This window comes from Dickeya parazeae Ech586, assembly GCF_000025065.1.
Taxonomy (GTDB): Bacteria; Pseudomonadota; Gammaproteobacteria; order Enterobacterales; family Enterobacteriaceae; genus Dickeya; species Dickeya zeae.
In genome coordinates this window covers 1,969,978-1,994,121 of sequence record NC_013592.1, presented here as the reverse complement: position 1 = coordinate 1,994,121, position 24,144 = coordinate 1,969,978, and the positions used below count along the sequence as shown (strand labels likewise).

The window sequence follows — 24,144 nt, the reverse complement described above, 5'->3', positions numbered from 1 at the left end:
GCTGCGTTTTTTATTCGCGTTTTTCAGGCAACCACCGCAGGCGGCACACGCCCTGGCCGTGACGGGCCGCTGTCGACCCGCCTGTTTTTCATTGTTTGGTTCTTGCTTTCCATGAAATCACACCGAATTAACGGTATCAGACCGTTCAGCGCACTCATCGAAGCCTGTTGGCGAGAAAAGTACACCCTGGCGCGTTTTACTCATGATGTTATCGCCGGCATTACAGTCGGTATTATTGCCATCCCACTGGCAATGGCGTTGGCTATCGCCAGTGGTGTGCCGCCGCAGTACGGGCTTTACACCTCGGCGGTCGCCGGATTGCTGATCGCCATCTGCGGCGGTTCGCGCTACAGCGTATCGGGGCCGACAGCCGCGTTTGTGGTCATTCTCAACCCGGTGTCGCAACAGTTTGGTCTTTCCGGGCTGCTGGTCGCCACTCTGCTCTCCGGGGTCTTTTTACTGCTGATGGGGTTGTGTCGGCTGGGGCGGCTGATTGAATACATCCCGTTGCCGGTCACGCTGGGCTTCACGTCGGGTATCGCCATTACTATCGCCACCATGCAGGTAAAAGATTTTTTTGGCCTGACCATGGCGACGGTACCAGAGCACTATGCCGCCAAAGTTGCGGCGCTGGCGCTGGCTATGCCCACACTCAATATCGGCGACACGCTCATCGGTGCCACGACACTGCTGGTATTGATAGTCTGGCCCCGGCTCGGCGTACGCCTGCCGGGGCACCTGCCGGCACTACTGGCTGGCACCGCCGTGATGGGAGTACTGTCGACGTTTCATATCGATGTCGCCACCATCGGCTCGCGCTTTAGCTACCTGTTGGCCGACGGCAGCCGCGGGCAAGGGATCCCGGCGATCCTGCCGCAGTTTGTCCTGCCGTGGAACATCCCCGCGCCGGATGGACACACCATGACGCTGAGCTGGCAAAGCCTGTCCGAACTGCTACCAGCGGCATTTTCGATGGCGATGTTAGGTGCCATTGAATCGTTGCTGTGTGCCGTCGTACTGGATGGGATGACCGGCCGAAAACACCACCCCAGCAGCGAACTGCTGGGCCAGGGTATCGGCAATATGGTCGCCCCGTTCTTTGGCGGCATTACTGCTACGGCGGCGATCGCCCGCTCAGCGGCAAACGTGCGTGCCGGCGCCACCTCGCCTGTCGCCGCGGTGCTCCACGCTTTGCTGGTGCTGCTGTCTTTGCTGGTACTGGCACCCTGGCTGTCTTATCTGCCGCTCTCCGCCATGGCGTCGTTGCTGTTGCTGGTTGCCTGGAACATGAGCGAGGCGCACAAAGTGGTCTATATCCTGCGCCGGGCGCCACGCGACGATATCCTGATATTGCTGTTGTGCATGGGGTTAACCGTTCTGTTTGATATGGTGATCGCCATTACGGTCGGTATTGTGCTGGCTTCCTTGCTGTTTATGAGGAATGTGGCGCGCATGACCCGACTGAGCGAACTGCCGGGCACCGTTGCAGACCAGCGGCTGGTGCTGCGTATCAACGGCCCGTTATTCTTTGCAGCAGCAGAGCGCCTATTTACGGAACTGATGGAGCGTGCCGAGCCTTATCCGACCATTATCCTGCAGTGGGACGCGGTTTCGGTGCTGGATGCGGGCGGCCTTAACGCATTCCGCCACTTTGTGGAATTGTTACCGCCGGAAAAACAGTTGATTCTGACCGATATTCCGTTCCAGCCGCTCAAAACACTGGCTCGGGCGAATGTGACGCCGATTGCCAACAGGCTGGGATTCTACGCGACGCTGGAACAAGCGCTGGCAGAAACTCAACCCCAGCACGACGCGCTCAACGCCTGACAACCAACCGGCCTTTGCATTGCGCGAGGCCGGTTTTCTCTGTGCTCGTTATAATCACAGCTGACTAGCAAAACACCCCTGATGACGCCGCTGGCGCTACGGCATGCACCGAGAGGCATTCCGCCTGTTGGTTCAACACCAATTCGTGGCCGCTGCACGCCCGTTCGATTATCTGCAATTGCTCACCTGACAACGCATACGGCAACCGGATATCCAGCTCCGTCACCCCATGCTGACACGCCAGAGTAATCAGACGAGAAAGATTCGTTTCATCGCTGGCCTGAGTGGATAACACCTGCATCGCCAGCTCCAGCAGGTCATCTTTACCCGTGGCACCGGTGGCTCTTGTCGCCATAGAGGATTTGGTCACCATACCAAAAATAGGCATCACGCCATACAACGCATCAACAAAACGCCAGCGCTTACGGCACAGTGCACCCAGGTACGCGGTATAATCAATACACATCCTTTCAGAGGAGCCCGCAGGCCCAGAGTGAGCCTCTTCCATCCTTCTCTCCTTTCCGTCAAGCGACCATTGGCGTCGCACCATTCACATCAACCATTACAACGTAAAAAGGATTAATAAGGTATAGTATCTCTAACAATTGTAGAGCTATACGGCAAAAGCAGGGGCTTTTCTGCTGGCAATGCGATCCAGCGCACCCTACGCTTTCACCCTCGCTCCCATGCTGTTGCATGAGTCATAATACGCGTACTGTTGTGAGTAGAATGTCATGTATAAAGTTGTTTTTGTTGAGGATGATCCGGAAGTTGGCAAACTGATTGCAGCCTATCTGGGCAAACATGATATTGATGTGCGCATCGAACCTCGTGGTGACAACGCACTGGCCTTCATCGAAGAACAACAGCCCGACCTGGTGCTACTGGACATCATGTTGCCCGGCAAGGACGGTATGACGATTTGCCGCGAACTCCGCCCGCAATACTCCGGCCCGATCGTTCTGCTCACCTCGCTCGACAGCGACATGAACCACATTCTGTCGCTGGAGATGGGTGCCGATGACTATATCCTGAAGACCACACCGCCCGCGGTCCTGCTGGCCCGTCTGAGATTACATTTCCGCCAATACGCCGCCGCACCACAACCTGTCGTTGAGAAAAACTCGCCGGAAAAAGCACAGGTGCAGGTACATAAATCGCTGCATTTCGGCCTGCTGTGTATCGACCCGGTTAACCGCGACGTCACGCTGGCAGATGAAAATATTCCGCTTTCCACGTCGGACTTCGATTTACTGTGGTTACTGGCCACCCATGCCGGGCAGATCATGGATCGTGAAGCGTTGCTCAAGGCGTTGCGCGGCGTCAGTTACGACGGCATGGATCGCAGTATCGATGTGGCGATTTCCCGCCTGCGCAAAAAGCTCTACGACAACGCACTGGAGCCAGTGCGTATCAAAACCATCCGCAACAAAGGCTACCTGTTCGCCCCGAATGCCTGGGAGACCCTCACGCCATGAAAAAACTGTTTATTCAGTTCTTTCTACTGCTGTTTGCCAGCTTTCTGGTGATGACCCTGCTGGTTGGGTTGGTGTACAAAGTCACGGCGGAGCGCGCCGGTCGACAATCGATGGACGACCTGATGAAAAGCTCGCTGTACCTGATTCGCAACGAGTTACGCTCCATCCCCCCCAGAGAGTGGCACAAGACCATCAACCAGATGGATCTCAACCTGTCGTTTAAGTTACACATTGAGCCCATCAATAAATATCGGCTCAGCACGCTGGCGCAACAACGGCTGATTCAGGGTGAAATCGTCGCGTTGGATGACGAGTACACCTTCATCCAGCGTATTCCGCGCAGCCATTATGTGCTGGCGGTCGGCCCCATCCCCTACCTGTTCTTCCTGCATGAGATACGGCTGGTCAACCTGCTGTTTCTGGCGCTAATCGGCCTGTCGCTGGCGCTGCCGGTGTTCTTGTGGATGCGTCCACACTGGAAAGCGATGTTACGACTGGAAAGCGCGGCGCAGCGACTGGGCGACGGTCATCTGGAGGAGCGAACCCATTTTGATAATACCTCCAGCCTGTTTCGCTTAGGCGTGGCATTTAACCGTATGGCCGATAACCTCAACCAATTGATTACCAGTAAGAAACAGCTCATCGACAATATTGCCCATGAGCTGCGCACCCCGCTGGTCCGGTTACGTTACCGGCTGGCGATGAGCGACAACCTGACCGATGACGAGCAGGAAGCCATCAACCGGGATGTCGGCCAACTGGAAGCGCTCATCGACGAACTGCTGACCTACGCCCGTCTCGACCGGCCTCAGGTGACGCTGCATCTCGAAGAGATCGACCTGTCGCAATGGCTGCAAAAACGGGTTGAGGATTTTCGGCTGGTGCACGATGACAAGCTGATTGAACTGGATGTGGCGAGCGGTAACCATTTTGGCTATGTCGACCTGCGCCTGATGGAGCGGGTACTGAATAATCTGGTCAATAATGGGTTACGTTTCTGCCAACAACGCCTGCGGGTAGGATTGACACTCGATCAGCAGACTGCGTGTCTGCAAGTGGAAGATGACGGGCCAGGTATCGCGCCGCAAGACCGTGAGCACATTTTCGAACCCTTCATCCGCCTGGAGGCAGGTATCGAAAACAGCAGTGGCGGTTGCGGTCTGGGGCTGGCCATTGTTCATGCCATCGTACGTGCTTACAACGGCACCATTGAAGTCGACAGCAGCCCGTTGGGGGGCGCTCGTTTCCTGTTCCGCTGGCCGATTGTCACCGCCAAACCCGCGTCAAATTCTTCGTCTGCGAACCTTGTACAATCCGTTACACGCGGAAACCAAACACTCACAGATCGTTAGCGTAGCTTATCTTATGCTTCAGTCATCGGCCCACCCTAGGGCTTGAAATGTGAACGGGATAATGAGGAATTTACGATGAATAAATTTTTAGTGTTGATCGCAGGTGCGGCTCTGGGTCTGTCCTCTGTAGCCTTCGCAGCTGGCACCACTGCTGCTCCGGCTAGCGCCCCGGCAACTGCTGCCGCTCCGGCTAAAGCGGATACCGCGAAAAAACCGGTGAAAAAAGTTGAGAAGAAGAAAGCGGCCCAGAAAGCTCAGGCTGCTAAAAAGCACAAAAAAGTAGCTAAGAAAAAAGCCCCGGCCGCTCAGAAAGCTCAGGCTGCCAAAAAACACAAAAAAGTAGCTAAGAAAGCCCCGGCCGCTCAGAAAGCTCAGGCTGCCAAAAAACATAAAAAAGTAGCTAAGAAAGCCCCGGCCGCTCAGAAAGCCCAGGCTGCTAAAAAACACAAAAAAGTAGCTAAGAAAGCCCCGGCTGCTCAGAAAGCCCAGGCTGCCAAAAAGCACAAAAAAGTAGCTAAGAAAGCCCCGGCTGCTCAGAAAGCCCAGGCTGCTAAAAAACACAAAAAAGTAGCTAAGAAAGCTCCGGCTGCTCAGAAAGCCCAGGCTGCCAAAAAACACAAAAAAGTAGCTAAGAAAGCTCCGGCTGCTCAGAAAGCCCAGGCTGCTAAAAAACACAAAAAAGTAGCTAAGAAAGCCCCGGCCGCTCAGAAAGCCCAGGCTGCCAAAAAACACAAAAAAGTAGCTAAGAAAGCTCCGGCTGCTCAGAAAGCCCAGGCTGCTAAAAAACACAAAAAAGTAGCTAAGAAAGCTCCGGCTGCTCAGAAAGCCCAGGCTGCTAAAAAACACAAAAAAGTGAAGAAAGCGAAGAAAGTTGCTGCTCCAACAGCCGCTTAATTCACCCAGGTAAGAAATAGTTAATGGTCATGAACACCGGTAGCGATTATCGGCATGACGGTAGCGTTATAAAACACCCGGTTCGCCGGGTGTTTGTTTCATGGGGGACCTGATAATGCTGCGGCGTTATTCATTCGAAATCATGTTGTCCTTCCTGCTTATCTGCGCGTTGGTCATTGTTGTATTTTTCCTGTAATCCGATTTCACTCTCACCAGCGCGCCCCAATCAGGTCATCCAATCCACCTGAACTTTACCCTATCGTTTCCTGCCTTGATGTTGGCATGCTACGTTTATAGTGGATTGATGACGGTTACTACGCTGAATTTCATTGTTAAAGGCTATTCATTACATGCGCATATCAGCCTGGTTGTTATGTTCATTGAGCGTGCTCGCCCCTTACGCGTGGGCTGATGACGACACCTCAACCCTGACGGAACAACAAAAGCAGATCCTGTTCTTTAATCATGATGATCGCGATAGCGTGCCGGATACCTCCCAGTGGCCATGGCAGGCGATTGGTCAATTAGAAACTGCCAGCGGCAATCTGTGCACCGCCACCTTGATTTCACCTCATCTGGCGCTGACAGCAGGCCACTGTGTCGTGGCACCGCCCGGCGTACCGGACAAACCGGTCGCACTGCGTTTTCTGTCAACAGAAAACGGCTGGCGCTATGAAACCGATAAAATTGAAGCGTTAACCAATAAGAAGCTGGCCAGAATGTTAAAAGCGGACGGTGATGGCTGGATCGTTCCCCCCGCTGCCGCACCGTGGGATTTCGCCCTGATTCGCCTGCGGGAAACGCCGCCAGGCATCCGCCCATTGCCTATCTGGCAAGGCACGCAGGAAGAACTGAAAACCGCGTTGGATGCGGCACAACAGAAGGTTACTCAGGCCGGTTACCCGGAAGACCATGAGGACACCTTGTACCGCCATCAGGATTGCCAGATTACCGGTTGGGTCCATAAGGCGGTGATGGCGCACCGTTGCGACACCTTACCGGGCGACAGCGGTTCGCCGTTGATGCTGAAAACCGCCGGTAGCTGGATTTTGGTCGGCATCCAAAGCTCCGCCCCGGACGCCAGCAACCGTAATCTCGCCGATAACCGCGCTGTTGCGGTTACCGCCATACGCCAGCAGTTGGAAGCACTGGCTAAAGAGAAACGCTGATAGCAATGACCTGCCGGTATCGTCGCTGACATACCGGCAGTTGCCCGTCCCCTCCCCCCACACGGTCTCTATCTACCCCTTTTTTGCAGTAAAAGCCCACAAATTGTTAATGGTATTAACCTTCTCTTATACCTAAGGATAACCTGTTCATACCTTTTACCGATAAGTTGAAACTTATCTTTCAATGAAGCGATCCAGCCACCTGACCCAATTTTTTGATCTCTCTATAATCGATTACTCCTAGAACGATATCAATAAGTTACATTTTTATTTTAGGGAGCATCATGTACGAATACTTACAATTCTCACTTGGCGTTTTGCCATTAGTGATAATGATCATTCTGATTTTGAAAATCAAAATGCCCATTCATCATTCTGTCCTGATCACCCTGGTGATCACGGCTATCCTGAGCATGACCGTCTGGCACATGCCGTTACAAACACTCGGTTCGGCCATTGGCTATGGGGTGATAAAAGGCTTATGGCCTATCATCATCGTGATTTTGGGTGCGATTTACAGTTATAACCTGATGCAAGAAACACGCAGCATGGATGTTCTGCGTGACGTACTGGCCAGCATTAGCGACGACAAACGTATTCAGGTACTGCTGATCTCCTGGTGCTTCGGCGGCTTCCTTGAAGCGGCGGCGGGCTACGGTACCGCCGTGGCGATTCCTATCGGTATTCTGATTGCGCTGGGTTTTAACCCGCTGAAAGCGGCCATCGCCTCGTTGGTGGCGAACACCGTGCCCACCGCCTTCGGTGCCGTCGGTATTCCGGTGTCGATTTTGGCAGAGCAGGTCCACCTGCCGGTTACCGCCTTAGGCGGCACGATCATTTTGCAACTGGCACTGTTCAACATTCTGCTGCCGTTTGTGATTATCGCCATCATCGGCGACGGCGTGAAAGCGATCAAAGGCGTGGTGGGCATCACCCTGGTGTGTGGAGTTACCACACTGATCCCGCAGTATTTTGTCGCCGTTCACCTGGGTGCGGAACTCCCGGCATTCGCAGGCAGCCTTGTCAGCCTGATTGCGGTCGCGGCAATGGGGCGCGCCCGTAAGGGACAAACCGATTCGCGCTATCTTATCCAGAATAATACCCGTTCGGGTACGTTGCCTTCAGGCCGTGAATTGCTGAAAGCCTGTTCTATTTATATGCTTATTTTTACCTTTATCCTGCTTTGCTCGCCGTTATTCCCCGGCATTAAGCAGGTTGTCGGGCAGGTGACCTCGACGCTGTCGTTCCCGTTACCGCAAGGAAAAGCGTTGTCACTGAAAATCGACTGGATTGCCACACCGGGCGTGCTGATCATTATTGCGACCCTACTGGGTGGTTTCATTCAGGGTGCCACGTTAGGCAAGATGCTGAGCGTGTTAGCTAGCACGATTAAGCAGTTGAAAAACTCGATTATTGCTATCACCACTATCGTCGCGATGGCGACCATCATGGATGTCAGTGGGCTTATCGCCACGCTGGCGCAAACCATGGTGAATCTCACGGGGGGTGCCTATGTCTTTATCGCGCCTATCATCGGTGCGCTGGGGACATTCGTCACCGGTAGCGATACCAACTCGAACGTTCTGTTTGGCAAGTTGCAAACGGTCGCGGCAGAAAAACTCCATATTGACCCCGTCTGGCTGGCGGCGGCCAATACCTCCGGGGCAACCGGCGGGAAAATGATCTCCCCGCAGAGTATCGCCATTGCGGTATCCGCCACCCGAATGGACGGGCAAGGCAGCGCCATCATGGCCGGTACGCTGAAATACTGCACCGCCTATATCTTGATTCTCGGGCTAAAAGTCGGACTGTTTTATTATTTGTTTATGTCATAAACCTGTTGATGCCCTGATTATTTATGTCCTGAACCTGTTTGTTTTTCCGAATAATCAGCGCCGGACGATACCGTCTTATCATAAAAACAAGCCTATACCCTGTATTGGAGAGCTGTCGTGAATGTTAATTTTTTTGTGACCTGTATCGGCGACGCGCTGAAATCACGGATGGCTCGTGATTCGGTGCTGCTACTGGAGCACTTAGGCTGCCAGGTTCATTTCCCTGAAAAGCAGGGATGCTGCGGTCAGCCCGCGCTCAATAGCGGCTATGTGAAAGAAGCCATCCCGGGGATGAAAAACCTGATTGCGGCACTGGAGGAAAACGACGACCCGATTATCTCCCCAGCGGGTTCTTGCACCTACGCCATCAAAAGTTACGCCTCCTGGCTGGGTGATGAGCCGATGTGGGCGAAACGTGCGGAGAAGGTCGCCGCGCGGATGTTCGACCTGACCTCGTTCATCGTCAACACGCTGGGCGTCGTCGATGTGGGGGCGCGTTTACCCGGCAAGGCGGTTTACCATCCGTCCTGTAGTCTGTTTCGCAAGATGGGCGTGAAAGAAGAACCGCTGGCGCTGCTGAAACAGGTCGACGGTCTGACGTTGCTGCCGTTTCAGGCACCGGAAACCTGCTGCGGTTTCGGCGGCACCTTCTCGGTAAAAATGGCGGAAATCTCCGGTGAAATGGTGAAAGAAAAAGTGGGCCATATTATGGATGCCGAGCCGGATTACCTGATCGGTGCCGATGTCAGTTGCCTGCTCAATATCGGCGGACGTCTGCAACGCGAAGGACGCCCGGTCAAGGTGATGCATATCGCCGAAGTGTTGATGAGCCGCTGAGGAGGTTACCCATGTACTTAAAAACCAGCGATGTTGCTTTCAAAGCGCGTATCAAGCAGCAAATAGACGACCCCATTATGCGTAACGCCGTGGCCAACGCGCAGGAGCGCATCGGTGCCAACCGCCAGAAAATGGTGGATGAGCTGGGGCATTGGGAAGACTGGCGCGAGCGTGCCAGCCAAATCCGCGAGCACGTACTGGCTAATCTGGATGCTTACCTCTACCAGCTCTCAGAACGCGTCAGCGCTAACGGCGGTCACGTTTTTTTTGCCAAAACCAAAGAGGACGCAACGGATTACATCCTGCGTGTCGCTCAGTCGAAGCAGGCGAAAAAAGTGGTCAAGGCCAAATCGATGGTCACCGAAGAAATTGGCATGAACCACGTGCTGCAGGAAGCCGGTATCCAGGTGATTGAAACCGATCTTGGCGAATACATTCTGCAGCTTGATGGCGATCCGCCGTCACACATCGTGGTACCGGCTATTCATAAAGATCGTCACCAGATTCAACGGGTGTTGCGTGAAAAGTTGGGCTACGACGGGCCGGAAACCCCAGAAGCCATGACACTGTTCATCCGCCAAAAAATTCGTCAGGACTTTCTGAGTGCGGAAATCGGCGTCACCGGCTGTAACTTCGCCGTGGCGGAAACCGGCTCCGTGTGTCTGGTAACCAATGAAGGTAACGCCCGCATGTGTACGACGTTGCCGAAAACACACATCGCGGTGATGGGGATGGAACGTATCGCGCCGACGTTTGAAGAGGTCGATGTGCTCATCACCATGCTGGCGCGCAGTGCCGTCGGCGCACGGCTGACCGGGTATAACACCTGGCTCACCGGCCCTCGCGAAGCAGGCCATGTGGATGGCCCGGAAGAATTCCATCTGGTGATTGTCGATAACGGCCGCTCCACCGTGCTGGGGTCGCAGTTCAAGGACATATTGCGTTGTATTCGGTGCGGCGCATGCATGAACACCTGCCCGGCGTACCGTCATATCGGTGGTCACGGCTACGGCTCTATCTACCCAGGCCCTATCGGTGCGGTCATTTCTCCCCTGCTGGGTGGCTACGATGATTTTAAAGATCTGCCCTACGCCTGCTCGTTGTGTACCGCCTGTGACAGCGTATGCCCGGTCCAAATTCCGTTATCGAAGCTGATTCTGAAACACCGCCGCGTCATGGCAGAAGGTGGGCTCACGCCCAAAGGCGAGCAGAACACGATTAAGCTGTTCGCGTATGCCAACAGCCACCCGACGTTATGGAAAGTCGGCATGATAGCAGGCGCTCGTGCCGCCAGTTGGTTTATCCGGGACGGGAAACTCCCCATTAACATCGGCGCCATCAGCGAATGGACACAGGCGCGTGACTTGCCGCCCGCCGATGGTGAAAGTTTCCGTTCCTGGTTTAAAAAACACAAAGCGCAGGGAAATAAATGATGAATCACAGAGAGGCATTTTTAGCTGACATCGCCAACGCACTGGGCCGCCCGGTTCGCCATCTTCCGCCGCCGCCGCCGGTTCCTGCGCATGATCACGCCCAGACCCGTCTGACTGAACTTGACGCGCAGCAACGCTGTGACGCGTTTATTGAATGCGCCAGCAACGTCATGCTGGCGCATTGTGAATTAACCACCGAAGCCGATGCTGCCGAGGCAGCGTGGCGTTTATGCGAACGCTATGGCCGCGAACCGGTTATCCTCAGCGGCGATGAGCGGCTGGTCGCTTTGGGAATTACCGCCCGGTTGCAGGAAACCTGCAACGCCGTGGTGTGGGATCCTGCGCGGGGAGAAGAAAACATCCGGCTGGCCGAGCAAGCCAAGGTCGGCGTGGTTTACGCGGAATATGGGTTAACGGAATCGGGCGGCGTGGTGCTATTTTCCACCCCGGATCGCGGCCGTGCAGTCAGCTTACTGCCGGAGTCGTCAATTTTTGTGGTGCGCAAGAGCACGATTTTACCGCGTGTCGCACAACTGGCGCGCCATCTGCATCAGTTGGCGGAGCAAGGCACCCGAATGCCTTCCTGTATCAACCTGATAGGCGGCCCCAGTTCCACCGCTGACATCGAGCTTATCAAGGTGGTCGGGGTACACGGCCCGGTTAACGCCGCGTATCTGATCATCGAAGACTGTTAATTGCCACCATTAATCGCCACTATCCCCTTGCCCGATGCTACTTGAGCACCGGGCAAGGGCTATCCGATTATCTACGTTATCCCGCTATTCGCTTTACCCGTCTATCCGCGTTACCCGTCGATCTGATCCATCGCCTGCATAATGCGTTTATCAGAAATGGGATACGGCGTGCCCAGTTGCTGGGCAAAATAGCTGACACGCAACTCTTCGAGCATCCAGCGGATGGCTTTCACGTCATCATCATCGCGGCGTTCCGGCGGCAGCTTATTCAGCCACTGTTGCCAGGCCTGCTGCACCTGCTCGACTTTCAGCATCTGCGCCCGATCGCGGTGGACATCCTGCGCCAGTTTATCCAGCCGACGCTCAATAGCCTGCAAATAACGCAGTACATCCGGCAACCGCTTGTAGCCGTTATCGGTCACGAAACCGCGAAATACCAGCCCGCTCAACTGACTTTTGATGTCGCTTAATGCCAGCGCCAGCGCCATGTCCACCCGGCCTTTCAGCCGCTTATTGATGTTGAACACCGTGGTGAGGATCTGCTCTACCTGACGGGCGATATCTACCACCGTGTCGTTGAGCTCCGCCCGCACACGCTCGTGCAGCTGGCGAAACGCCGCTTCCTGCCACACCGGGCCACCGGCTTGCTCCATCAATTTGTCCACACCGCAGGCGATGCAATCGTCAATCAGCTCCAGCACCTTGCCGTACGGGTTGAAATACAGCCCCAGCTTAGCCTTATTCGGCAGTTTCTCGTGCAGATACTTAATGGGTGACGGAATATTGAGCAGCAACAGACGGCGCTGACCACGCCACATCATCTGCTGTTGCTGGTGCGGCGAATCAAACAGACGGATTGCCACGCTGTCTTTTTCATCCACCAGCGCCGGATAGGCTTTTACCGCATAACCGCCCCGTTTTTGTTCGTAGCGCTCCGGTAAATCGCCAAAACTCCAGATGTGCAAATCGCGTTGCTCGATGCCGTCATCCGCCACCGCCGACAACGTCTGTTGCACCTTCTCCTGCAACTGATCTTTCAGCGCTCGCAACTGCCTGCCTTCGCGCAGCGTCCGGTTTTTCTCATCCACCACCCGGAAGGTGATTTTCAGATGATCGGGCACCTGATCCCACTGCCAGGCTTCGCGATCAACCGTCACGCCGGTCATCAGGCGCAACTCACGCTCCAGCGCTTCCAGCACCCCTTTTTCCAGTGGCGTGACCCGCGCCAGAAACGCTTCTGCATAGTTGGGCGCCGGCACGAAGTTACGCCGTATCGGTTTGGGCAATGACTTGATCAACGCCACCACCAGATCACGCCGTAACCCTGGGATCTGCCATTCGAACCCGTCTTCTTTCACCTGATTCAACACCGGCAGCGGGATATGCACGGTCACGCCGTCCGCGTCCGCGCCCGGTTCAAACTGGTAGGTAAGCCGTAACCGCAGCTCACCCTGCTGCCAATGGTTCGGGTAATCCAGCGCGCTGACACGTTCCGCGCCGTCTTTGATCAGCATCGCCTTTTCGAAATTCAGCAATTCCGGGTTAGCGTTGGCGGCCTGCTTCCACCAGCTGTCGAAATGGCGGCTGGAGACCACATCCTGGGGCACTCGCTGGTCGTAGAACGCAAACAGTGTCTCGTCATCCACCAAAATATCGCGGCGACGGGATTTGTTTTCCAGTTCTTCCACTTCCTGGCGTAATTGCTGGTTGGCCCGGAAAAAACCGTGGGAGGTTTGCCAGTCGCCTTCCACCAGCGCGTGGCGAATGAACAGCTCACGCGACACCACCGGGTCGATAGCGCCATAGTTCACTTTCCGGGCAGCCACCAGCGGCAAACCGTACAGCGTGACTTTCTCCTGCGCCATCACCGCGCCCTGCGCTTTTTCCCAGTGCGGATCGCTGTAACTGCGCTTGATCAGGTGCTGCGCCAGCGGCTCGACCCATTCCGGTTCGATGCGGGCAGCGATACGCCCCCACAGACGGCTGGTTTCCACCAGTTCCGCCACCATCGCCCACTTCGGCGGCTTCTTAAACAAACCGGAGCCGGGGAAAATGGCAAAGCGGGTGTTCCGCGCACCGCTGAATTCCTGCTTATCGACGTCCTTTTGCCCGATATGGGACAACAGCCCGGTCAGCAACGCGCAATGCAGGCTGCGGTAATCTGCCGGTTCGCTATTCACCGGGAAGCCCAGCTCTTTTACCACCTGGCGCAATTGGGTGTAGATATCCTGCCATTCCCGTACCCGCAGGTAGTTAAGGTAGTCACTACGGCACAGCTTGCGAAACTGGCTGGATGACAAGGCTTTTTGCTGTTCCTGCAGGTAGTCCCACAGGTTGACGAACGCCTGAAAATCGGACTCTTTGTCGGCAAACCGACGATGCTTTTCTTCCGCCGCCTGCTTTTTCTCCACCGGACGTTCGCGTGGGTCCTGAATCGACAACGCGGCGGTAATGATCATCGCCTCACGCACACAGCTGGTCTGTCGCGCTTCCAGCACCATACGCGCCAGCCGTGGGTCAACCGGCAGTTGCGCCAGTTGCCGTCCCTGCGGTGTCAGGCGATAGCGGCCGTCATCGCTGGTGTGAATCGCACCCAGCTCTTCCAGTAACCGCACCCCGTCCTGAATATTGCGCTTGTCCGGCGCTTCGACAAACGGGAAGGCCGCGATATCACCCAGCCCCAACGCCGTCATCTGCAAAATGACCGAGGCCAGGTTGGTACGCAGAATCTCCGGGTCGGTAAACTCGGGTCGGGAGAGAAAATCCTGCTCAGAATAAAGGCGAATACAGATCCCCGCCGCCACACGGCCACAGCGCCCTTTTCGCTGATTGGCGGAAGCCTGTGACACCGGTTCAATCGGCAAGCGTTGCACCTTGGTGCGATAGCTGTAGCGGCTGATGCGCGCCGTGCCGGGATCAATCACATAGCGGATACCCGGTACCGTCAACGACGTTTCCGCCACGTTGGTCGCCAGCACGATGCGACGCCCGTGGTGAGACTGGAATACCCGGTTCTGCTCCTGGCTGGAAAGACGCGCGTACAGCGGCAAAATCTCGGTATGCGGCAGATCCTGCTTGCTTAACGCATCGGCCGTATCGCGGATTTCCCGCTCACCGCTCATAAACACCAGAATATCGCCCGGCCCTTCGTGACACAGCTCATCTACCGCATCCAGTATCGCCTGTAACTGATCGCGGTCGCTGTCTTGCGCGTCTTCCACCACCGGCCGATAACGCACATCCACCGGGTAGGTACGCCCAGACACTTCGATCACCGGCGCATTACTGAAATGACGCGAAAAACGCTGCGGGTCGATGGTCGCCGAGGTGATGATCACCTTAAGGTCCGGGCGTTTCGGTAACAGCTGCCTGAGGTAACCGAGAATAAAATCGATATTGAGGCTGCGTTCGTGGGCCTCATCAATGATCAGCGTGTCGTACTGCATCAGCAGCCTATCCTGCTGAATCTCCGCCAGCAGAATACCGTCGGTCATTAGCTTGACCAGCGTCTTATCACTCACCTGATCGTTAAACCGCACCTTGTAACCCACGGTACTGCCCAACGGGGTTTCCAGTTCGGCGGCAATGCGGTCCGCCACGCTGCGGGCCGCCAGTCGACGCGGCTGGGTATGGCCTATCAGCCCGGTCACACCGCGTCCCAACTCCAGGCACATCTTCGGCAACTGGGTGGTTTTACCTGAGCCGGTTTCCCCGGCCACAATCACCACCTGGTGATCGCGGATAGCGCTGAGGATCGCCTCACGTTTCTGGCTGACCGGCAACGCCTCTGGATAATGAATAGTCGGCAGCGATGTCCTGCGTTGTTCTACCCGCAGGCGAGCAGTGTCAATCTCCTGACCAATTTCCTGCGCAATCGCTGCCTGAGCCTGTGGATTCCCCACTTTCATCGCGCCTTGCAAACGGCGACGCAGACGTTGCCGGTCACGTAGCATTAAGGCATCAAGTTGAGGTTCTAACGCATGGAGAGGTGATGTCACGGTGCAATTCCTTACTGTCTGATTCCGGGAGTGCGTCGCCATACCGAACACGTAGGGGTGATGGCCGCTGTCCGGTGCCGCTGGTCGGCAAACATCGCCTGATGGTTACCCAAAAAAACGGTGACCAGCGCAACATGGCGAAAACACAAATTCGGGCGGCGGGCATGGTATCACATTGACGGCGCAGGCTATATGCCGTCAAAAGGGATTCTGCCGTGGTCTCTCTCTCCTCACTTCACCTTCATTCAATAAAATCGAACAAAGAACTCGAAATATTGCGCTATCCCGTTGCCCATAACACACCTATGATGCGTTCATGCAACGACAACGTTCGTTCTGGCACACTTAATAAGGAATAGGCAATGAGCAAAGTACTCGTTCTGAAATCAAGCATTTTGGCTGACTTCTCTCAATCCAACCAGTTGGCTGACCACTTTACTGCCTCCTGGCAGGCAGCGCACCCTGCCGACACCATTACCGTTCGCGACCTGGCCGCTCAGCCGGTACCGGTGCTGGATGGTGAGCTGGTTGGCGCGATGCGTCCTTCCGACAAACCGCTGACTCCGCGTCAGCAGGACGCGCTGGCCCTGTCCGACGCCCTGATTGCCGAACTGCAGGCACACGATGTTATCGTGCTGGCCGCCCCGATGTACAACTTCAACATTTCAACCCAGTTGAAGAACTATTTCGACTTTATCGCCCGTGCTGGCGTCACCTTCCGCTACACCGAACAAGGGCCGGAAGGTCTGGTGAAAGGCAAACGCGCTGTGGTACTGACCAGCCGTGGCGGTATTCACAAAGATACCGAGAGCGATGTGGTCGCACCGTACCTGCGCCTGATGCTGGGCTTCATCGGCATCACCGAAGTCGAATTCGTGTTTGCGGAAGGTATCGCTTACGGCCCGGATATGGCACAAAAAGCGGTGGCTGATGCTAAAGAACAACTGTCTCAGTTGGCATCTGCATAATATTACCCGTCATGCTTCACGTTGCCGGTGCATTGCCTGGCCTGCAACGTGAATGATTTGGGGTATATAAGAAATTAATGACCTTCATACTCGCCGCCGTGTTGCCTGATGATTCCTTTTTATGGCACACGGCGTTTTTTATTTCACCTTTTGGTGTATCCGTTTCACCTTCCACGCGTTATAACTACCGCAGATCCACACGCTAACTTTGTAAACTCAGACTACGTTTACTCAATCTCTTCGTTAATTGACGTGCAACCGTGACTGCCGGTTTTTCGACTATTTTATACCCCATCCCAGCTACGGCTGAAGATATAGCAATGCAGAATATCAGTGTCAGAATTGGATACAACGAAGCCAACGCTGCTGTCATGTGAAATGCAAAGAGTATATCAATCACAACCGGATGGAATAGGTAAAGCGAATAACTCACCACACCAAGCCACACGATTGCCCTTGCTCGGATCGGCAGTAAAAATGCCAAAACAACAAACATCAACAACGCAGTGATCCATGACCCATACATACTAAACAGGCCCACATCCTGCGTCCGTGAATACCCAATCAGCCCCATTACTGGCAATACGATAAACCATCCTGCTGCAAGAATGGCTGTGGCACATTTACCGGTACGGTTCATCTGTCCAATAAACCAAAGACGTAATGTAGCGCCCATGAACATGACAGAGAAGTACCCGCAGAAATTACCCCAATTCATATTAAGCAAACCGGGTAAGGGGTGGTTATCGGCCGTTCCTCCTGATGTATTATTAATATTCGAGAGATTTATCAGCTCAATAAAACGATGAGAAAGCGTCGTAATGCCAGTCCAATAATCGAGGTAAAAAATAAATATGCAGAAGAAAAAAGCAGACACGCTGACGAGAAAAGCAGGCTTGTCATTCAACCCCAAACAGAATCCAGCGAATACCATTACATAAAAAACCAGTTCCACTTTTAATGTCCAGTAAACGCCCTCGATGTTTTCGAAATGTAGAAAATTCTGCAACATGGTGGTGTTAGCAAGAATTTGACGAAAACTAAAAGTCGTGTCGATAAATGCCCACTGAACCAGAATAACGGTGCACAGAGAAGCCCAGTATGCCGGATAGAGGCGAAAAAATCGCCTAATCCAAAATACCGCTTTATGCTGCCCTGGTTGCAGACTGCCGGGAATAACAAAACCTGATATTGCAAAAAACAGAACCACACCGATACGACCAAAATCAAGCGTCAGCACATCACCAATAAAACTTGAACTGACGATATTACCTGGCAATCGGGTGCAAAAATGCATAATTACTACACATAACGCAGCTATAGCGCGCATAGCGTCGATATGATGCAAGCGATTATCCGCTGGCAAAGATGTCACAGTAAAGTTCCCCTCGAAAAGTGTTTTAAACGTGTAAAATCGCCATGCAAATCGACATTCGAACGTTAGGTATTATGCCTCCAGGATACGCACCAAAAGAGAGTGCGTGATTGTCGGTAAGCAACAGACGATGTGCAAAGTATTGGTCGGGTGGCCAACAGGATTATAACTATACTGGGATAGTGGACAAAGCATTGTTCAGACGAATAATTTTATAGCAATGCCACTGACGCCTCGAACGCAATAGCCAGCATAGTCAACTGATTCGATAACGGAGCCCCGCTATCATCGACTTTTAGTTGTTCAACCAGACGTTTATCGCGCTTATTGGCGTGCATTTTTCTTTATCTGCTCACCGGCCCGGTTACCGGCGCTATCGAGCAGTTGTGCCGTTTCTTTATCCGTGTGAATACGAATGTCGTGCTCGATATGCACGTTCATGTTGATGGTAATCGGCTCCTTTGGTGCCGCCACCTCAATGCGCGGGGTGCAGCCGGTTAGCAACACGGCCGTTATCGCGACACAGACTGTTCTCATCTCGTCCTCTTACTACTCATCATCGATTACTCAGCGACCTGTTGTTCCAGTGCCGCCTTCAGATTGTCGCCAAAACGCAGGCTACGCCATAACTGGAAGAGGTTTTCCTGCTGGCGATAATTGAGCACAATGTCGCGCCGTGACAGGTCATCCATCACGCTTTGCCCCGTAATACGCGACGCCAGCGACAACTCGCCATTCTGACTGATATCGACCGTCACCCAGGAACGTCCAACCTCAAGATAGCGTAACCAGGCTACAGCCGTCGCATTGGCGACACTGTTTCGCGCCAGTTGATCCGCCAGTTGCGAATCCAGCTCTATGGTCAGTGGCGTGTCATTGGTAAATTTACCGTCTTTGACCAGCATCGAGGGGTGGCTGAAGTTCAGCGGGAGTACACCGCTCACCCGGCCGGACATCGACAGTTTTTTCACTTTCAGGCCACTCACCAGTTCGCCGACATCGATCCCCTGTAACCGTAGTATCGCCGAATCATGTGCAGGCAGGCGCAGCGGCGACAACGACAGATGACCATCCAGCACATCCAGGTCCAGCTGCGCCAGCGTAAACGGATGGCGCTCACTGTAAGGGTAATGGCCGTACAGTTGTATATCGATGTTCTGCATCGGGAACAGGCTATCGAGCCGGTTAATGCGTAACGCCACCGGACGGGAAATTCCCAACTGCCAGCGATGATTTTCGAAGCGGTACGGCAACACAAAGTTCACCCCGCTGACTTCGCCATCCTCCAGCCAGGCGCTGGCGTTTTTCACCACCCAATGCCCCCCAGCGTGGAATCCCTGTCCACGCGCAGCGGAAAACGCCGCTTGTGCGTAAAACTGCCCGGTACGAATAGCCAGATTCCAGCGTGGCGGCAACAACGTCTGGAATACCCGCAACGGCTGCGGTGCCCACCACCCGTTACCACGCAGCCGTTGTCCGTCCCAGCGACCGTTAAGTCGAATAGGGCCGACCACCTGCGCCTGCAACTGACCATTCCACTGGAAATCCTGCAAATTGCGGCCATGAATATCCAGCGCCAGCTCGGTGGCAGGCAATGTACCGGCACCGTGAAAACTCACCTGCTTCGCCGCCAGTTTCAGTGCGCCGCGCAATGTCCCCGCCGTGGGGTCGCGTCGCCAGCGCAGGGGTTCGGTCAGCGTCAGTCTCGGCTGTTCTACCGTCACCACGCCGTACCGCAGTTGGTTAAGACCGCTGGACAACGACTCGACGTCAATCTCATTGTTCTGCCAGCGCCCCTGACCTGCGATATCCCATCGGCCTTGCAACGGCGGCAGCTCGCCTTCTCCCCAATAGCGCCAGCGCCAGTCACCGCGGTCTGGCCAAAACTGCTGCGCCTTACCGTCAAGGTGCAAGCGGAAACGCCCCCAGTAGCGGTCGCGTACGTTGACAATCGCCTGTAACCGGCCGCTCACACCTTGTCGGGTCACCTGGATTCCCGCCAGCGGCCAGCGCGCCTCCTCCAGCTCCACGTCCGGACGCGGTGTTCCCCAGGCCCGTAATAGCGCGCCCGGTAGCAACGACACGGTAGGATCAAGCACCGCCCCTTTTACGGTGCCCGGCAGTGACGCGAAAATGGATAAATCAGGCAAATTCACTTGCCCGGTAAACTGGAAGCGCATATCGCTGTCAGTCAGCCCCAGTAAACCTGGCCCCACCGACAACACGGCGTTAGCGCGACCATGATGCCCCTGGGTCAGAATGTTGACGCGTGCTTCCAGCCGCAGTGGGTCGCGCGGTTGCAACAGATCGTACAATGTCAGCGAAACGCCACCGGTCAGCGGCTGGCTGGCATACGGCCAACGCCAGCGCCCGTCCTGAATACGCAGGTTGCCGTCGCTTATCCGCCACGGCAGCGTCAGCAGCGGTTCGTCCATTGACGCCACACTGACCGTCAATTCGCCCTGATTCCCCTGCCAGCGCAGCACCACACTGGCTGGTTCCGGTAACCGTAACGGTAGCCCGACGCCTTGCACCTCCCCCCGTTGCGGCAGGCGGTTAAGCGTTGGTGCCAGGTGCATCGCACCGTTGATTTGTAGCGGTGTTTCTTGCGGTGCCGTGCGCATCAGGCCTTGATGTAGCGTTAATTCAGCACCACGCAGTTCGGCCTGCACCTGTAGCTGGTCGCTCTGGATACGGAGTTGCTGACGCGATGCATCGGTAGAGAGGTGCAAACTGCCCGCCTCGGGCAGCCAGGGGGTGAGTGCAACGTGGTGCAGAATCAATTCGGTTTCCGGCAACCATTGTTGCCACTGCGCTAACTGAGGTGCCGTCATCGCGGAAGAGTCTGGCCATTGCCGCAAACAGTCCGCATCCAACGTCAAGGCTTGCGCCTCCAGGTGCCAACGCCCGTTCCGATAACGCACCAGCAAGCCTGACAGCGTCGCAGGCTGACACGATGCCAGACGCAGTTGTACGTCGGGCAGCCAGAATCCTCCCTGACGCCAGCCGGGCGTGTCATCTAACACCACCCTCACACCGACAGGCAAATAAGGCTGCAATACCACGGGCAACCAGCGCGGCATCGTCAGGCAGGCGATGATTCCCCCCAGCGTCAGCGCAACGACCAGCAGGGTCAGCCATCGGGTACAGCGTATAAACGTCAGCATGGATTATGTTTCAGGGTGTTCTCGCTATCATCATTTTTATCATTCAGTGCGAATTGTTACGATTAATGCGCTAAATGTCACCTTTCAGTTCACATTACCCAGCAAAATCCGTACATCTCAATTACCTGATCGTGATAAAATTTTTACATAAGCACAGTCTCTGACTACGCGCTGCCTTGATGGCAGGCACGGTGGCGACGCCCGTACACCGCGCTCCTGCCTGGACTATCGACTCATTAGCATTGTTGCTTATTTAGACAATATGGACTCGCTTTACCCTTCAATATCGCAAAAAGGGATGCTTCATGCGTAAAAATTACCCGGTAAGCCAACGTCAGTATCCACTGGATGCCAACACCAAACTGATGTCGGTCACGACCCCTGATAGCCTCATCACTTACGCCAACGCCGACTTCATCAAAGTCAGCGGCTATGAGCCGGAAGAACTGATGGAGCAACCGCATAATATTATCCGCCATCCGGATATGCCACCATCTGCCTTTGCAGACATGTGGAATACGCTAAAAGCCGGAAAAATCTGGACTGGTGTGGTCAAAAACCGTCGCAAGAACGGTGATCACTATTGGGTTCGTTCCAGCACGACGCCGCTAAAGCGCGATGGCAAGCTGGTCGGTTATATGTCGGTACGCACCGCCGCCACCACAGACGAAATCAGCCAGGCGGAAGCACTCTATGCTCAGGTGAATCAGGGAACCCTGAAAAACCGCACCATCCATCATGGTTTGGTGGTGTATACCGGTCCGCTGAAATGGTTGAGCATGTTCAAAACCATGCCGCTGCGCTGGCGCATTCGCAGCTATTTTGGGCTGCTGGGGCTGATGCCGCTGGCTATCGCGTTCGCACTGCTGCCAAAAACAGCGCTGGTATGGGGCGTGTTTGCCGCCTTGATCGCCTGTGCCAGCCTGTTCTGCGAGCTGCTGGTGCAACATATCGCCAAACCGACGGAACTGATCCTCGAGCAAGCGATGCGTTCTGCGTCCGGCCAGGCCAACAGCCTGACCCAGCTTAATCGCGCCGATGAGATAGGCATGCTGATGCGCGCCGTCAATCAATCCGGCATGAACTTCCGCACCTTTGTCGATGACGTCAACGTCAACCTGCATGAACTCAAAACCGCGTGTAGTGAAATCGCCCAGGGGAATCACATTCTGGCCGAGTGCTGCGAGAAAACCGAAGAGAGCCTGCAACAAACCGCCGCCTCGGTCGAGCAGCTTACCGCGACCATCAAGAGTAACGCCGACGCCTCGCTACGCGCTTCGCAATATGCGCAGGACGTCAACCAGGTCGTCAATGTCGGCGAGCAAGCCGTTTCGGAGGTTGCCAGTACGATGGATGCGATCACCCGCGCCAGCGAACGCATCACCGATATCATCAGCGTGTTGGATAATCTGGCATTCCAGACCAATATTCTGGCGGTCAACGCTGCCGTCGAAGCTGCTCATGCCGGGGAGCAAGGTAAGAGTTTCGCGGTGGTCGCCAGTGAGGTCCGTTCGCTGGCGCAGCGCAGCGCCTCCTCCGCCAAGGACATCGCGGCATTGATCGACAATACGCTCTCCAGCATCCGCGCTGGCGACCAGCAAGTGGCTCATACCAACCGCTCGATGAACAACATTTTGGTCAAAGTGCAGGAAGTGACGCACTTGATGAACGACATCAGCCTGGCCACCAAAGAACAGTCGCAGGGGCTGCAGCAGATCAATGACGCAGTCAACCGCATCGACGAGCTGACCCATCAGAACACCGCACTGGCGAGTCAGTCCAACTCCGCCACCGGGCACCTGCAGCAGCAGATCGCCAGCATGGCACAAGCCATCTCGGTATTCGGCGCCTCGAAGTAAGTCACACTCTCCTTGTCATGCAGGAGGGGGAAATCCCCCTCCTTTCTTGTTTTTTCAACAGTACCGCCGCTCTGACGCTTTCATCCTGTTACCATGATGAAGGTAACGATTTTGTCTGTTTATGATTTTCTGCTAGCTTATTCTGATTGCCATCATCACGGCAGGTGATAACACCACCTATAACAGATGTGCAACCGACAATACCCTGTGGAGAGATCATCATGAAGCTGGCGATTTACAGCACCAAACAATATGACCGCAAATACCTGGAACAGGTAAACCAACAGTTCGGGTATGAGTTGGAGTTTTTCGATTTTATGCTGAGCCCGCGCACCGTCAAAATGGCCGCGGGCTGCGACGCGGTTTGTATCTTCGTCAACGATGAAGCCGGGCGTGAGGTGCTGACAGAACTGGCGAATAACGGCATCAACATCCTGGCGTTACGCTGCGCCGGTTTTAATAACGTCGACCTGGACGCGGCCCGCGAACTGGGGATTCGGGTGGTGCGTGTACCGGCCTACTCACCGGAAGCGGTAGCAGAGCATGCGGTAGGCATGATGATGAGCCTCAACCGCCGCATTCATCGCGCGTATCAGCGCACTCGCGATGCCAATTTCTCACTGGAAGGGTTGATTGGGTTCAACATGTACCAGCGTACGGCGGGGATTATCGGCACCGGAAAAATTGGTATCGCCACCCTGCGTATCCTTAAAGGATTCGGCATGACGCTGCTGGCGCACGACCCTTACCCAAATCCGCTCGCACTGGAACTGGGCGCAGAGTATGTCGACCTCGATACTCTGTATGCCCGCTCAGACGTGATTTCACTGCACTGCCCGCTGACACCAGAAAACCATCATCTGCTTGACCAGAATGCGTTTGCACGCATGAAAAATGGCGTGATGATCATCAACACCAGCCGGGGCGGATTGATTGACTCTCAGGCCGCCATCGACGCGCTCAAGCAGCAAAAAATCGGCTCGCTGGGCATGGATGTGTATGAAAACGAACGTGACTTGTTTTTTACCGACAAATCCAACGACGTGATTCAGGATGACGTATTCCGTCGGCTTTCGGCCTGTCACAACGTGCTGTTTACCGGCCATCAGGCCTTTTTGACCGAAGAAGCGCTGACCAGCATCGCCGACACCACTTTGCACAACATCCAACAGCTTAGCGAAGGCGTACCCTGCCCCAACCAGGTCAACGCCTGATCACACGGCCGGTGGCGTCATGCCGCCGGTTTGCTTACCTGCC

At 54.9% G+C, this 24,144-nt stretch carries 17 protein-coding genes and 2 pseudogenes; 13 read left to right on the top strand and 6 right to left on the bottom strand.

Translation table 11 applies throughout. The annotated features are described in order from the left end of the window. Nucleotides 1-111: 111 nt before the first annotated feature. Nucleotides 112-1,827: a C4-dicarboxylic acid transporter DauA gene (gene dauA, locus DD586_RS08745; protein WP_041164889.1), complete on the top strand. Its 1,716-nt coding sequence runs from the start codon at nt 112-114 to the stop codon at nt 1,825-1,827. Nucleotides 1,828-1,891: 64 nt separating this feature from the next. On the opposite strand, the gene DD586_RS08740 is transcribed toward dauA, so the two are convergent. Beyond that, nucleotides 1,892-2,335, bottom strand: coding sequence for a hypothetical protein (locus DD586_RS08740; RefSeq protein ID WP_012884444.1), 444 nt, complete (start codon nt 2,333-2,335; stop codon nt 1,892-1,894). Between the two features lie 226 nt (nt 2,336-2,561). Here DD586_RS08740 and rstA point away from each other — a divergent pair, with 226 nt between their 5' ends. The 9 genes and pseudogenes from rstA (at nt 2,562) to DD586_RS08695 (ending at nt 11,520) form a co-directional block, all read left to right on the top strand. After that, nucleotides 2,562-3,305 carry a two-component system response regulator RstA gene (rstA, locus tag DD586_RS08735; protein ID WP_012884443.1) on the top strand — a complete coding sequence of 248 codons (744 nt, stop codon included), beginning with the start codon at nt 2,562-2,564 and terminating at the stop codon, nt 3,303-3,305. Further along, a complete protein-coding gene (gene rstB / locus DD586_RS08730) occupies nt 3,302-4,657 on the top strand; it encodes a two-component system sensor histidine kinase RstB (protein ID WP_012884442.1) in 1,356 nt (451 codons plus the stop codon). Before rstA ends, rstB begins: the two co-directional genes overlap by 4 nt. Nucleotides 4,658-4,732: 75 nt before the next feature. Next, a pseudogene (asr, locus tag DD586_RS21340) lies at nt 4,733-5,314 on the top strand (acid resistance repetitive basic protein Asr); the annotation flags it as partial. A gap of 69 nt (nt 5,315-5,383) precedes the next feature. Then, nucleotides 5,384-5,551: pseudogene (locus DD586_RS22545) on the top strand (hypothetical protein); the annotation flags it as partial. Between the two features lie 350 nt (nt 5,552-5,901). Further along, complete coding sequence (locus DD586_RS08715; RefSeq protein WP_012884440.1) at nt 5,902-6,720, top strand: trypsin-like serine peptidase; 819 nt, start codon at nt 5,902-5,904, stop codon at nt 6,718-6,720. Nucleotides 6,721-7,004: 284 nt separating this feature from the next. Further along, the gene (locus tag DD586_RS08710) at nt 7,005-8,555 is read left to right on the top strand and encodes an L-lactate permease (RefSeq protein ID WP_012884439.1); all 1,551 of its coding nucleotides are present in this window, start codon (nt 7,005-7,007) and stop codon (nt 8,553-8,555) included. Nucleotides 8,556-8,672: 117 nt separating this feature from the next. Beyond that, a complete protein-coding gene (locus DD586_RS08705; RefSeq protein WP_012884438.1) occupies nt 8,673-9,392 on the top strand; it encodes a (Fe-S)-binding protein in 720 nt (239 codons plus the stop codon). 11 nt (nt 9,393-9,403) lie between these two features. Beyond that, entirely contained in the window at nt 9,404-10,825 is a 1,422-nt protein-coding gene (locus tag DD586_RS08700; RefSeq protein ID WP_012884437.1) for a LutB/LldF family L-lactate oxidation iron-sulfur protein, read from the top strand. Next, nucleotides 10,825-11,520, top strand: a complete 696-nt coding sequence (locus DD586_RS08695; RefSeq protein WP_041164884.1) for a LutC/YkgG family protein — start codon at nt 10,825-10,827, stop codon at nt 11,518-11,520. Before DD586_RS08700 ends, DD586_RS08695 begins: the two co-directional genes overlap by 1 nt. Before the next feature lie 110 nt (nt 11,521-11,630). Here DD586_RS08695 and hrpA read toward each other — a convergent pair whose 3' ends face one another. After that, entirely contained in the window at nt 11,631-15,518 is a 3,888-nt protein-coding gene (gene hrpA, locus DD586_RS08690; protein ID WP_012884435.1) for an ATP-dependent RNA helicase HrpA, read from the bottom strand. 362 nt (nt 15,519-15,880) lie between these two features. Here hrpA and DD586_RS08680 point away from each other — a divergent pair, with 362 nt between their 5' ends. Next, nucleotides 15,881-16,486, top strand: a complete 606-nt coding sequence (locus DD586_RS08680; RefSeq protein WP_012884434.1) for an FMN-dependent NADH-azoreductase — start codon at nt 15,881-15,883, stop codon at nt 16,484-16,486. Between the two features lie 202 nt (nt 16,487-16,688). On the opposite strand, the gene DD586_RS21085 is transcribed toward DD586_RS08680, so the two are convergent. The 4 genes from DD586_RS21085 to DD586_RS08665 all read right to left on the bottom strand — a co-directional run bounded on the left by DD586_RS21085 (nt 16,689) and on the right by DD586_RS08665 (nt 21,028). After that, nucleotides 16,689-17,861, bottom strand: coding sequence for an acyltransferase family protein (locus DD586_RS21085; protein ID WP_012884433.1), 1,173 nt, complete (start codon nt 17,859-17,861; stop codon nt 16,689-16,691). Between the two features lie 212 nt (nt 17,862-18,073). After that, nucleotides 18,074-18,199 carry a hypothetical protein gene (locus DD586_RS22355; RefSeq protein ID WP_267195268.1) on the bottom strand — a complete coding sequence of 42 codons (126 nt, stop codon included), beginning with the start codon at nt 18,197-18,199 and terminating at the stop codon, nt 18,074-18,076. After that, nucleotides 18,186-18,398 carry a YnbE family lipoprotein gene (locus DD586_RS08670; protein WP_012884432.1) on the bottom strand — a complete coding sequence of 71 codons (213 nt, stop codon included), beginning with the start codon at nt 18,396-18,398 and terminating at the stop codon, nt 18,186-18,188. The genes DD586_RS22355 and DD586_RS08670 overlap by 14 nt, the downstream gene beginning before the upstream one ends. 26 nt (nt 18,399-18,424) lie before the next feature. Further along, the gene (locus DD586_RS08665) at nt 18,425-21,028 is read right to left on the bottom strand and encodes a YdbH family protein (RefSeq protein WP_012884431.1); all 2,604 of its coding nucleotides are present in this window, start codon (nt 21,026-21,028) and stop codon (nt 18,425-18,427) included. A 305-nt stretch (nt 21,029-21,333) separates the two neighbouring features. Here DD586_RS08665 and DD586_RS08660 point away from each other — a divergent pair, with 305 nt between their 5' ends. Beyond that, a complete protein-coding gene (locus tag DD586_RS08660) occupies nt 21,334-22,887 on the top strand; it encodes a methyl-accepting chemotaxis protein (RefSeq protein ID WP_012884430.1) in 1,554 nt (517 codons plus the stop codon). A 221-nt stretch (nt 22,888-23,108) separates the two neighbouring features. Then, a complete protein-coding gene (locus DD586_RS08655) occupies nt 23,109-24,101 on the top strand; it encodes a 2-hydroxyacid dehydrogenase (protein ID WP_012884429.1) in 993 nt (330 codons plus the stop codon). The last annotated feature ends 43 nt before the right edge of the window (nt 24,102-24,144 follow it).